At 45.8% G+C, this 12,173-nt stretch carries 10 protein-coding genes; 3 read left to right on the top strand and 7 right to left on the bottom strand.

All coding sequences use genetic code 11. From position 1 onward, the window contains the following. The first annotated feature begins 2 nt into the window (after nt 1-2). Nucleotides 3-1,874: an MFS transporter gene (locus tag ACRQQK_RS06955; RefSeq protein ID WP_457510584.1), complete on the top strand. Its 1,872-nt coding sequence runs from the start codon at nt 3-5 to the stop codon at nt 1,872-1,874. Between the two features lie 248 nt (nt 1,875-2,122). Next, nucleotides 2,123-3,049 (top strand): YeiH family protein, encoded by a 927-nt coding sequence (locus ACRQQK_RS06950; protein ID WP_457510583.1) that lies wholly within the window; start codon nt 2,123-2,125, stop codon nt 3,047-3,049. Here the strand turns inward: ACRQQK_RS06950 and ACRQQK_RS06945 are convergent. From ACRQQK_RS06945 to ACRQQK_RS06915, 7 genes are all read right to left on the bottom strand, one after another. Continuing rightward, nucleotides 3,032-3,205: a hypothetical protein gene (locus tag ACRQQK_RS06945; protein ID WP_457510582.1), complete on the bottom strand. Its 174-nt coding sequence runs from the start codon at nt 3,203-3,205 to the stop codon at nt 3,032-3,034. The genes ACRQQK_RS06950 and ACRQQK_RS06945 overlap by 18 nt on opposite strands. A 191-nt stretch (nt 3,206-3,396) precedes the next feature. Then, nucleotides 3,397-4,824: an o-succinylbenzoate--CoA ligase gene (gene menE / locus ACRQQK_RS06940; RefSeq protein ID WP_457510581.1), complete on the bottom strand. Its 1,428-nt coding sequence runs from the start codon at nt 4,822-4,824 to the stop codon at nt 3,397-3,399. Continuing rightward, nucleotides 4,821-5,816 (bottom strand): o-succinylbenzoate synthase, encoded by a 996-nt coding sequence (menC, locus tag ACRQQK_RS06935; protein WP_457510580.1) that lies wholly within the window; start codon nt 5,814-5,816, stop codon nt 4,821-4,823. Before menC ends, menE begins: the two co-directional genes overlap by 4 nt. Nucleotides 5,817-5,925: 109 nt before the next feature. Continuing rightward, on the bottom strand, nt 5,926-6,792 hold the full coding sequence (gene menB, locus ACRQQK_RS06930) for a 1,4-dihydroxy-2-naphthoyl-CoA synthase (protein WP_042483502.1): 867 nt from the start codon (nt 6,790-6,792) through the stop codon (nt 5,926-5,928). Then, nucleotides 6,785-7,609 (bottom strand): 2-succinyl-6-hydroxy-2,4-cyclohexadiene-1-carboxylate synthase, encoded by an 825-nt coding sequence (gene menH, locus ACRQQK_RS06925; RefSeq protein WP_457510579.1) that lies wholly within the window; start codon nt 7,607-7,609, stop codon nt 6,785-6,787. Before menH ends, menB begins: the two co-directional genes overlap by 8 nt. Next, entirely contained in the window at nt 7,599-9,311 is a 1,713-nt protein-coding gene (gene menD, locus ACRQQK_RS06920; RefSeq protein ID WP_457510578.1) for a 2-succinyl-5-enolpyruvyl-6-hydroxy-3-cyclohexene-1-carboxylic-acid synthase, read from the bottom strand. Before menD ends, menH begins: the two co-directional genes overlap by 11 nt. Further along, nucleotides 9,308-10,615 (bottom strand): isochorismate synthase, encoded by a 1,308-nt coding sequence (locus ACRQQK_RS06915; protein ID WP_457510577.1) that lies wholly within the window; start codon nt 10,613-10,615, stop codon nt 9,308-9,310. The genes menD and ACRQQK_RS06915 overlap by 4 nt, the downstream gene beginning before the upstream one ends. A gap of 215 nt (nt 10,616-10,830) precedes the next feature. Between ACRQQK_RS06915 and ACRQQK_RS06910 the strand changes: the two genes are divergently transcribed. Continuing rightward, nucleotides 10,831-12,045 (top strand): pyridoxal phosphate-dependent aminotransferase, encoded by a 1,215-nt coding sequence (locus tag ACRQQK_RS06910; protein WP_457510576.1) that lies wholly within the window; start codon nt 10,831-10,833, stop codon nt 12,043-12,045. Nucleotides 12,046-12,173: the final 128 nt, after the last annotated feature.

Genomic DNA, 12,173 nt, shown 5'->3' with positions numbered 1-12,173 from the left:
GGATGTCACAACATCACACACCGTTGCTCAGTCAGCGACGTTTTCTTCCGTATTTTGTGACGCAGTTTTTTGGCGCTTTCAATGACAACATTTTCAAAAATGTTTTGCTGCTCTTCGTCGCCTTTTCAGGCAGTGCCATTCTGCCCATTTCAAGTCATCTGTTTATCAATTTAGCGGCAGGATTATTTATTCTTCCGTTTTTTCTTTTTTCAGCTTCCGCTGGAGTGCTGGCGGATAAATATGAAAAATCATGGTTTATCCGTAAGGTCAAACTGATTGAAATCGCCATTATGTGTTTGGGCGCAATCGGCTTTATTACAGAAAGCTACCTTGTGCTGCTATTGATGCTGTTTTTGATGGGTACACAATCTGCGTTCTTTGGCCCTGTAAAATATGCGTTGCTACCTCAACAACTTAAAGCCAACGAACTGGTCTCTGGTAATGCTCTGGTAGAGGCAGGAACTTTCCTTGCCATATTAATCGGTACAATTGGCGCAGGCGTTATCGCCTCGCTTGACCACGCAAAATACATTGCTGCAGGTTGTGTGGTTCTGTTTTCACTTTGTGGTTATCTGGCAAGCCGCTTCATACCACAAGCACCTGCGGGTAACCCGCACATTCATTTTACTTGGCGCCCTATCCGTCAGACTCGCCACACTCTAGCCATTGCCAAAAGCGATCGCACCATATTGCTATGTATTATGGCAATCAGCTGGTTTTGGTTCCTCGGCGCAACTTATTTAACTCAGTTTCCAAACTTCACTAAGCTCCACCTCAATGGCACTGAGAGTGCGGTTTCTTTCTTGCTTGCCCTGTTCTCGATAGGGATTGCTATCGGTTCATTAAGCTGTGACAAATTGTCAAATCACCGAATTGAAATTGGTATCGTACCTATCGGCAGCTTAGGCATTACCGTGTTCGGCTATTTGATGGCGACCTGCATTCCAGAATCACTGCCTATCTTTCATCAGCTTAGCGAGTTCGTTCTTTATCAACCCCTCTGGCCTTTGTTCTGCTATTTACTGCTATTAGGCGCTTCTGGTGGTGTATTTATTGTGCCGCTTTATGCATTAATGCAACAACGCGCCCAAGAGACTCAACGAGCACAAGTTATCGCAGCGCTCAACATCTATAACTCGTTATTTATGGTTGGCAGCGCCATTCTTGGAATTGTGTGCTTGTCTGTATTAGAACTTTCTATAATCCAGCTATTTGTCGTTATCTCGGTGATCAACCTATTAACGTCGGTATTTGTGTTCTTACAAGTCCCTATATTTGCTGTCCGTTTTTTGGTTTGGGCACTTACCCATACTCTCTATCGTGTGAAACACAAAAATCTCAATCACATTCCCGAACACGGCGGTGCGTTGCTCGTCTGTAATCACGTTAGCTATATGGATGCTTTGCTCCTCAGCGCGGCCAGCCCTCGCCTGATTCGTTTTGTGATGGAAGAAGACTATGCAAACCTGCCTGTTTTAAGAGGCTTTTTAAAGCGCGCTGGTGTGATCCCTATCTGTGCTCGCAACAGACGTTCCATACTCCGAGCGTTCAATGATGTTGAACAGGCTTTGAATGAAGGTCATCTGGTGTGTATCTTCCCTGAAGGCCGTTTGACGGCAGACGGTGAAATGAATGAGTTTATGAGAGGGTTAGACATCATCTTAAAACGCAGCCCTGTTCCAGTAATACCCATAGCGTTGAAAGGATTGTGGGGCAGTTACTTTAGCCGATGTAAAGGTCGTGCCTGTAAAGGATTACCGAGTCGGTTCTGGTCACGCCTAGAAATAGAAGCTGGCTCGCCAGTAGCTTCAGAGCATGCGTCCTCAGCGGTAATGTTCGAAAAAGTCGCTCAATTGCGCGGAGATTGGCGATAAGCTCTGGGTCTATCAAATAATATCTTATTGGAAGGCTTCTTTTGAGAAGCCTTCATTGCATCGCCTAACACTGAAAACGCCACTGTTCAGTTTATCTAAACATATGTTCAATACATTAAGATTTTCTGACCAACCACTTCTCGTTACAATGCCCCTCCAAACGGTTCAAATCCCCCCGTTTAGCAAAATCGTGCTGAAAGGCGGGACTTAAAAACATTGTCTGTGAATGTAGTTGTAAGGTAGTCACTATGAACATCAAACCTATTCACCTTCCATTTTGGCTAGGTGGCGCACTTTGCCTTTCTCCTTGGATTACATCTCCAAGCGCTTTGGTTATGGGTTTTTTGATTGCTTCCTTAGGCTGGGTTCCCGCGCACATTCCTATCGCAAAGCTCACCAAGAAACTGTTGGCTTACTCTATCGTTGGCTTAGGTTTTGGCATTCCTCTGCAACAAGCGTTAACTGTCACCAGTGACGGTATTGGCCTTATTCTGGCAACCATCTGCGGCACACTCGTTATAGGTACTTTTGTTGCCAAAGCAATGGGACTTGAAAAGAAAACTGGGCATTTAATCGCTTCTGGTACCGCAATTTGTGGTGGAAGTGCGATTGCAGCCGTAGCGCCAGCAATTAATGCCGATGATGACCAAACTGGCTTAGCTTTGGGTACTGTTTTTGTACTGAATTCTATCGCGCTGTTTATCTTTCCGATGATCGGGCACGCGTTATCACTCGACCAACATACGTTTGGTACTTGGGCAGCGATTGCAATTCATGATACTTCTTCTGTTGTTGGTGCCGCTTCAGCCTACGGAGAAGAAGCACTTAAAACAGCAACCACACTTAAATTGGCGCGAGCGCTTTGGATTGTACCAGTGGCATTGTTGAGTGCTTGGATGTTCAAGAGCCATTCACGTAAGCTCGCTATCCCTTACTTCATTCTTTTCTACTGTCTGGCAATTGGGTTCAGTGACTTATTTCCACAGTGGCAACAAATCTATCAAGGTGTGTTTTCGATTGCTAAACAGGCTCTGGTGATCTGTCTGTTTCTGATTGGTTGCAGTATTTCACCTGCACGTTTGAAAGCGTCGGGACCTAAGCCACTGCTGTTTGGTGTGATTCTTTGGGTTACGATATCGGTGTCGTCTTTGAGCTGGTTACTTCTGACGGCTTAATGGCTCATGCTTGGTGGTAAACGGTTTAACCGCAAGGCTGAATAATACGACTAATAAGAACGCACTCAGCTCCGCCACCGAGCGTACCCAGCCGTTTTGTGTAAGAGCAATCAATAGTTGCAGTGCGATGGTGACAATAAAAAGCCCTTTGAACATAACAGCCCCTTGAATATAGACACTATAGTCTTAAATTCTCAAAAATCTGGGTCTATTATGCTCATGAGTTATAAGAAGAGAAATTCTGTTTTGGACTAACTCATAACCACAGCTTTTAACTTACGGTTGTAAGTTCACAAACGTTCGGTTATGAGTTCACAGACTCCTGATCTTCAGTTCACAAGTGCCGTTCATAGCGGAATGTATTGGTTCTGATGATCCTTCAACCAATCTTTAACCGCTTTGCGAGAGACTTTTATCCCTGTTTCTAACAGTTCGTCCGGCATCTGAAAATACGCGACCGGCCACTTGAATTTTTCAAGTTTGCCACTGCACAACATATCGCCATGCGGCTTTTCGAACAGCTTTTGACAGCGAATCACCGCTACCGGACGAGCGCCGTACTCTACATCCGTTACCGGAACAACCATCGCAAGTTGAATGTCTGGATGTTGATTCAACACGCTTTCAATCTCTTCACAGTGAATGTTTTCTCCACCAGAGATAAATAAGTTGTCAGCACGACCAATAATCACTAATTCATCACCTGTCCACTGCCCCAAATCTTTACTGTCAAACCACCCTTGTTCATCCACTATCGGTGTCATTGAGCCCTGAAAGAAGTAACCCTGAGCAAGCGTATTTCCGCCGATATAAACACGTTTGCCTTCTAACTTAACTTTCCTCTGAGAAAGTACCTTACCAGTCGTAGCCGTTTCATCAACTCGCTTCGCCGTCACTGTGGAGGCGGCTTCCGACATCCCATAACCAAGCCAGGTTTCAATCCCCAATGCCGCGGCTTGCTGGCTAAGCTGATGTGGAATATGGCTTCCTCCAAGCAGCACATGGCTAAGAGTGAGTACCTGCTTACTATCCAACAAGCGCTTTAATTGTGTGGGGACTAAGGAAGCGTGAGTGACATCTTGGATATCTTGAACAAGCTCTCCCGTACCGATTTTCAAACAAGCTCCTGAGCATAGCCAACGATATACAATCGCTAATCCAGAAACATGGTACATAGGCAGACTTAGCAACCAAGAATCACCGGTTTGAAAGCGAAATACTTCGAGTAACCCCTGCGCCGAGGCAAGATGTTGACTGTGATTATGGGCGACGGCTTTAGGTTTGCCTGTGGAACCTGACGTAAAAATGATGCTGGCTAAATTTTCAGCCTTGTATTGAGAGTGAAGAGAAACAGAATTAGTGTTGCAAAGATGAGCGTCAAACTCGATGAACGCTATTTTTCTCTCAATGTGTTGAAAGTCTTCAGCTCGACATTGAGCGCTATCCGCCAACCACAAATAAGCCGTTTGAGATGGTGTGTAGAGGGTATCTAGTTTGTCCGTCAGCTGAGAAATCGTTTGAGGCATCGCAAAAGCGCACACTACCCCAGATTGTTGGGCAGCCAAAAACCACATAAGCATCTGTATGTGATTCTTTCCCACTAAGGTTAGTACTTCACCCGCTTTGATTCCCTTTGATAGTAGAGACGCTTGGTATTGGTCTACATGATGGCTAAGTTGCTGCCACGTCAACCGCTGCTCTCTACCCCGTGGGTCATAAAAGCAAAGTGCCACCTTATCTGGGTGACACTGTTGATAATGTTGCCAAGGGGTCATGCTGTCTCCGATGACCAGATAAGCTCTTGGTCTTCGAGATTCGCAACCGGAATATTGCAATCCGGCCATGAGGTAACAAGCTGAGCCTTAAACAGTCCTATCGTATCTAGCCCCGGAATTTCTTCCGGCATCAGCCATTTAGACAGACGAGCTAACTGAGTAAGACCTAAACTTGATTCAATACTTGAACTGACCACTGCTTGAATTTTTAACGCCTTAGCTTTTTCAATCAATGTGTTGCAACGCTCGACAGAACCTATCAGCGTTGGCTTGATAACAATGGTTTTCGCCCCTACCAGTTGCTCAAGTTTGAACTCATCACTGCGAACCGCGTGTTGCAAGGTTTCATCCCACGCAATGCCGATACCGGTATCAATAGCAAAAGCCAGACTGTCACTTGGCGACATACACGGCTCTTCAAGGTAAGCAATTCTACTGCGTCTTGAAGGCGCGATATATTGGGCAAATTTCGCGGCTTTTTCTTTTGTCCAAGCTCGATTGGCATCCAAGCGGAGATAAAGATCCGGCATAGATTCTAAGAATAGATTCACCAGCATGCCGTCACGAATCGGTTCGTACAAACCCACTTTGATTTTCGCCACTTTTCTGCCTGGCATATTGTTCAGCGTTGGAATGAGATCATCAGGATCACCAGTACAAAGCGGTGCCGCGTTATACTCCCCCTCTTGCGGTAAACCACCAGCTAACTCTAACTCCGCCACCGATAACCCGAAGGCAACTGATGGAAACAGCTCATCGTAGCTCAGCGATTGCCCTTGAACCCAGAGTTCAAGCTGCTCTTTTGCTAACGCACCCGCTTCATCTGGCGTCTCGACACTGAATCCTTTTAAGGGCGCTATTTCCCCGAGCCCTACTTTTCCATCTTCACGAAGTTCAACAACAAAACCTTCGCGTACAGTCAGTTTCTCTTCACGAAGAATCACTCCGCTATCCATGGGTAATGCATAGCGGTACAGTTTTGCACTGCGCATATAAAACCTAATTTGTTCACTATGGGTCAGAGTAACGAGACTACTGACCCTAATTTCGTACGGCTAATAATTAAAAACTGTTAGCCATTAACCATAAGCGTCTGCAACATTAAGGGTTGCGAGGGAACTTGTTGAAGTCCGGACGACGTTTTTCATTAAACGCATTACGTCCTTCCTGCCCTTCATCAGTCATGTAGAACAACATCGTTGCGTTACCCGCCAGCTCTTGAAGACCTGCTTGACCATCACAGTCTGCATTCAGTGCTGCTTTCAGACAACGAAGCGCCATAGGGCTGTGTTGCAGCACTTCACGGCACCAACGTACCGTCTCTTTTTCAAGATCAGCCAGTGGAACAACAGTGTTGACTAAGCCCATATCCAACGCTTCCTGAGCATTATAGAAACGGCAAAGGAACCAGATTTCGCGTGCTTTTTTCTGACCCACGATGCGAGCCATGTAAGAGGCACCCCAGCCGCCATCGAAAGAACCCACTTTTGGCCCTGTTTGACCGAACTGCGCATTTTCTGCCGCGATAGTAAGATCACACATCATGTGCAGAACGTGACCACCGCCTACCGCCCAGCCCGCAACAGATGCGATCACAGGTTTTGGACAGGTACGAATTTGGCGTTGGAAGTCCAACACGTTTAGGTGGTGAGTGCCAGTGTCGTCTTTGTAACCGCCGTAGTCGCCACGAATCTTCTGGTCGCCACCAGAGCAGAATGCATCTTCACCTAAACCGGTAAGGATGATGACACCCACGCCTTCGTCGTAACGAGCATCTGCTAACGCATTGATCATCTCTTTTACGGTTTGAGGGCGGAATGCGTTACGGACTTGAGGACGAGCGATGGTGATTTTCGCGATACCATCTTCAGATTTGTGGTAGTGAATATCTTCAAAACTACCGCTGCAATCATGCCACGCCACTGGTGCGTAAAGTTCTTCTTCTGAAATGCCTACTGTTTTAGCCATGGTGATTCCCAATATCGTTGCTTCTCACTTCTTTGTGGAGTGAGTCTATAAATCGCTGAATTGTCTTCGCAAAAGCACTTGGTTGTTCCTGATGAACATTGTGCCCTGCGCTTTCAATCTGACTGTAAGTCAGCCCGCTCTGTTCGGCGAGTTGACGAAATTTGTCATCGTTTGCTCCACACACATAAAGCACTGGCAACGAAAGTTGCTGCAATGCAGGTAGTAAGTATGGTTGATTTGCTAACGATGTCGATAACAGCATATTTGCTATCTCGTTCCCAAGATTAGCACTACGCTTTGTGATCAGAGTTTGTCTTTGCTCATCATTTAGTGAACTAAACACCGCTTGCTGATACCAATCGTTCAATACTTGCTCAATCGGTTCCATGCGAAATCTCTGCGCCCAATGGCTATCATTTTCCCAGCGCGCTTTTTTCTCTTGTTCATTCTGTAAACCAAAATTCCCACCTTCGATAACCAATCCAACAAGGTTGAGATTCGAAAACAGCTCAAGCGCAGCGCCTAACATCGCAATGCGACCACCCAATGAGTATCCAATCAAAATAATGGGTGTATTAGGTTCTAGTTGGGAAAGAATTGTGTGAGAAATTTGTTGGCAGCACTGAAAAAAATCAGCACAGGCATACTCTTGACTTTGACCATGCCCAGGAAGGTCTATGGTGATCCAATTGCTGTTAGGCAGTTGTTCAATCGAGGATTGCCAGTCTTCGCCGCTGCCAAGCAAACCATGCAAAAAGACCAGTACTGGCTCGCCTTCTGTGGTGGTTTGCTTAAAGCAAGAGTGACTATAAAGCATGAATCTGAGCGGTCAGTTGCTTGATTTGTGCTGAAGCTTGTTGAGGTGGCGTGATGACCTCCACCAGCAGACATCCCTCACCCGACTGCAAATGTTCCTGCACCAAAGAGTGATAAGCTTGAAGCGTCTCAGGTTGCGCATAGTGCAAACCAAATTGTGCTGCTGCGGCTTTAAAGTTCATGCCATGTGGCATCTGGTAAAGCGCTTCACGCTTCTCGGCGGGTACCGGAAGCAAATCGAATATCGCGCCACCATCGTTATTGCAGACAACGATCACCAGCGGATGTTTACTTGCGCGCACTAACGCCAACGAGTTGAGATCGTAAAGTAGCGAGGTATCACCCAATATCATCAACATAGGTTTATCAATTGCGCGATGTACGCCAGCCGCTGTCGCAACAAGTCCATCAATACCAGACGCTCCGCGATTTGAGTACACGTCACGTTGATCTATCACGCTGAACATATCCGCTAAACGCACAATCAAGCTGTTGCCCAAGAACAACGCTGCGTCCGTATCACCATCACTCAACTCAAGTGCGACTGCGATTTCGGTTAAATGTTGCTGAGATAAATGCAACTTCGCCAATTGTGAAATGGCCGTTGAATACGCTATTAGTGAATCCGCCCAACCAAATTGTAGCGGCGTTAGCGCTGTCCACTGTTCTATGGCAGAAGCGACCCAGTCAGAAATATCTGCGACCCAATGTTGCTGAGGAAGATGCGCGGGATTGTTTCTGTCCGAACTAGGGGAAACATAACCATATCGGCAATTTCTTTGACTCACTTGCTCCGAGAGCCACTGATTTAAACGCTTGGAGACAATACGAGAGCCAAACTGGATAATCTGCTCACATTGATTGAGCTGAGTTTTTGCTGTGGCATTTTGCAGCCATAAATCAAAGTGTGCCCATTGGCTGTTGATTCCTGATTGAGGGTCACACAGCAGAGGCCAACCCAGCCTTTGGGCGAACCGCTTCGCCGCCAACGCCTCTTTTAAGCTAACCGAGCCAACAATAACGACGCCTTTGTTACTCAATATGTCGTTAGAAATAAGAGAAACTTGCGAAATGCTAAAGTGTCGTTGGCAATAAATTTGTTCAGATTGAGACCATTCACCAATCGTAGCGAGGTAATCCTGATACTGTGAATCGTCACCATTGGAATACAAGGGTTCAGGGAATGGGCAGTTAATATGGATGGCACTGCTCGCTTGCTCCTGCTGGTAACAAGCATCATCAATCGTAGTCAACAACCAGTTAAGTGAGACGCCAACATCAGGGCTAGGCAGGTAAACCGCTTTTGTCACATGCGAAGAAAAAATGTCATGCTGCACAATTGCTTGGTTCGCGCCACAACCTACCAGTTCAACAGGACGGTCAGCAGTAAGCACGATCAGTTTTTCACCAGTTAGTTTTGCTTCTGCAATAGCAGGAAGTAAATTCGCTACTGCCGTGCCGGATGTGACGATAACTGCGACAGGTTTGCTGCTTGCTTTCGCTAAACCTAATGCAAGAAAACCAAGCCCGCGTTCATCATAGTGAGTGTGAAGGTTTAACTTTGCGTTCGCGTCAGCTTCAAGCGTTAAAGGTGTAGAACGAGAACCCGGAGCCACGCAAACTTCAGTCACACCAAATCGCGCCAACTCTTCTAAGATAACCTTGCACCAAATTCGGTTCAGTACCGCTTGACCTTCGCTCATGAAGCCACTCCTAAAGGCAGCTTGTCTGAGATTAAACTCAACAGCGTCGACATTTTCTTATCCAGTTCCTGCCACTCATGTTCTGCAACCGAGCCGGGAACAATACCTGCACCGGCAAAAAGCTGAACTTCTTTTTCCAGCACTAATGCGCTGCGAATCGCGACACAAAACTCGGCTTTTTGATGGCTAAAGTAACCCATAGAACCTGCGTACCAACCGCGCGCAAAAGGCTCGTTTTGGGTGATAAAATCCAACGCTTCTTTGCGAGGTAACCCTGCCACGGCGGCTGTCGGCTGCAACGCACTTAACAATTGAATGCCGTTAATGCCCTGTTTCAGCTCTGCGCGAATAGAACGTTTCAAATGTTGGACTTTACGTAAGCGAACCAATCGGGCTTCCTCTTCAACAAACACTTGATGAGAATGCGGTTCTAAACGCTCAACAATGTCATCCACAACCAGCTGGTTTTCATTCAGATTTTTTGTATCTTGCGTTAACCAATTTGCCAGTTCTAAATCTTGGCTGGCATTATGGCCTCGGCCAATTGTGCCAGCCAACGCTTCTGTCTGTAATTCACTGCCTTGGCGGTAATACAAACGTTCCGGCGTAGAACCCATGAAGCTGTGCTTTGTATCAATCGATAACAGGAAGTGGAAGCTGTGATGATTCTGCGCATAGCTTGCTTTTAAAAGCTGAGCAGCACTTAAGTTGCTGTCTAGCTGCAAGCTTGTTTTTCGTGCCAGAACCACTTTTTTGAACTCTTTCTGTTCAATACCATGCAAGACTTTTTCTACAAGGTGATTCCAACCGTTTTCATCCGGTGTATGTGTCACATGCACAATCTCACTTTGCAGCGTCCGAATTGGCGTAACGTCCACCAGCAGTTTGTTGAGCGTGGCTAATGTGCGGTGTTTTTCGTGGCTCACATTTGCAGCTAACGACCATTTATCGTCGAAACGGATTAACTCAATCTGTGGCAGAAAGAAAAAAGAAGCCATGCAGTAGCGGTTCTTCTCCGTCCGTCCATCAAAAGAACGTCCGCCCCATACTCGCTGGCCTTCGCCCAGAATGGCGTAAGCAGGCTCTGGCTCAGAAAAAGTGTATAACTGCCCTAATGCGACCACTTCGTCACGAGTGTCTCGTGATTGCCAGTAAAATTTGGGGAAAATAGGTTGGGCTTCAAGCCAATCTATAAACGCGAATGGTGGCTTGTTTGCCAACTCTTGGACAAAACGAACATCGTTTTCTCTCGCGTTACTTACTTGCTCAATTAACTGAGCAACGGCTTGATAAAATTTAGACAAAACAACCTCGTAGTTAAGGAGATTTGGTATACCTTTGGCTACTCTATTGAGAGAACTTATTTAAATCAAGGTTATGCTCTATCTTTTACGTCACTTAAACAAAATAGCTTTCAGCTCACTCACCATAAAGTAGACTTTTTACAGATTTATATTCTAAAAAATTTCTATTTGAGTTAGTTTAATAAAGAAATTCAACCTTTCTCAGGAATAAAAAAATGCAAAATATCGGGATGTCGTCAAAACTCGATAATGTCTGCTACGACATTAGGGGTCCTGTACTCAAACATGCTAAACGCATGGAGGAAGAGGGGCATAAAATACTGAAGCTAAATATCGGTAACCCGGCCCCATTTGGCTTTGACGCCCCAGACGAAATCCTGGTTGACGTGATCCGTAATATGCCGACGTCACAAGGCTATTGTGATTCGAAAGGTATTTATTCCGCTCGTAAAGCTGTTGTTCAGCACTATCAGAAAAAAGGTATCCGCAGCCTAGACGTTGAAGACGTTTACTTAGGCAACGGCGCATCTGAACTGATCGTAATGTCTATGCAGGCCCTACTGAATAATGGCGACGAAATGTTAGTGCCAGCGCCTGACTATCCGTTATGGACAGCTGCTGTGTCTCTTTCTGGTGGTACTGCGGTGCATTACATTTGTGATGAGCAAGCCGACTGGTATCCAGATCTGGATGACATTAAAAAGAAAATCACACCAAAAACTCGCGGTATTGTTCTGATAAACCCGAACAACCCTACTGGTGCGGTTTATAGTCGCGATTTTCTGTTAGAAGTGATTGAAATTGCACGTCAGCATAAGTTGATCATTTTTGCAGATGAAATCTACGACAAAGTGCTTTATGACGGCGCAACACACACTTCAGTGGCAACACTAACAGAAGATGTTCTGGTTGTGACGTTCAATGGTCTGTCTAAGGCTTATCGAGTTTGTGGTTTCCGTAGTGGCTGGATGTTCTTGACTGGCCCTAAACATCAAGCTAAAGGCTATATCGCAGGTCTTGAAATGCTGGCCTCGATGCGTTTGTGTGCCAACGTACCAATGCAGCATGCTATTCAAACGGCATTAGGCGGTTACCAAAGTATTAATGAACTCATTCTTCCTGGTGGTCGTCTGTTAGAACAACGTGATAAAGCATGGGAAATGATTAACCAGATCCCTGGGGTTTCTTGTGTGAAACCGAAAGGCGCGATGTACTTGTTCCCGAAAATCGACACTAAGATGTACAACATCAAAGATGACCAAAAAATGGTGTTGGATTTCTTAGTTCAAGAAAAAGTACTGTTGGTTCAAGGCACTGGCTTTAACTGGCCGAAACCTGACCATTTCCGTATCGTAACGTTACCACACGTTGAAGATCTGGAAATCGCCATCGGACGCTTTGAACGCTTCCTAAGCACTTACAGTCAATAATTTGATCTTACAAATATCATATTCGAACCCTTGAGCGGCACGCCAAACGGTAAGAGTATTAGAATTAACGGGCTCTCTTCTGTACACTCAAGAGAGCCCGTTTTTAATGCTGAACAAGTTGGAATGTT

It is taken from the genome of Vibrio sp. C8 (assembly GCF_054051265.1).
Note: the sequence above shows the minus strand (reverse complement) of the source record. Positions and strands in the feature narration are given on the sequence as shown.

Bases quoted from the DNA above. Each gene is read 5' to 3' on its own strand.
- menB (WP_042483502.1), bottom strand. From the start codon at position 6,792: ATGGCTAAAACAGTAGGCATTTCAGAAGAAGAACTTTACGCACCAGTG.
- ACRQQK_RS06945 (WP_457510582.1), bottom strand. From the start codon at position 3,205: ATGTTCAAAGGGCTTTTTATTGTCACCATCGCACTGCAACTATTGATT.
- ACRQQK_RS06955 (WP_457510584.1), top strand. From the start codon at position 3: ATGTCACAACATCACACACCGTTGCTCAGTCAGCGACGTTTTCTTCCG.
- menH (WP_457510579.1), bottom strand. From the start codon at position 7,609: ATGCTTTATAGTCACTCTTGCTTTAAGCAAACCACCACAGAAGGCGAG.
- ACRQQK_RS06910 (WP_457510576.1), top strand. From the start codon at position 10,831: ATGCAAAATATCGGGATGTCGTCAAAACTCGATAATGTCTGCTACGAC.
- ACRQQK_RS06950 (WP_457510583.1), top strand. From the start codon at position 2,123: ATGAACATCAAACCTATTCACCTTCCATTTTGGCTAGGTGGCGCACTT.
- menC (WP_457510580.1), bottom strand. From the start codon at position 5,816: ATGCGCAGTGCAAAACTGTACCGCTATGCATTACCCATGGATAGCGGA.
- menD (WP_457510578.1), bottom strand. From the start codon at position 9,311: ATGAGCGAAGGTCAAGCGGTACTGAACCGAATTTGGTGCAAGGTTATC.
- menE (WP_457510581.1), bottom strand. From the start codon at position 4,824: ATGACCCCTTGGCAACATTATCAACAGTGTCACCCAGATAAGGTGGCA.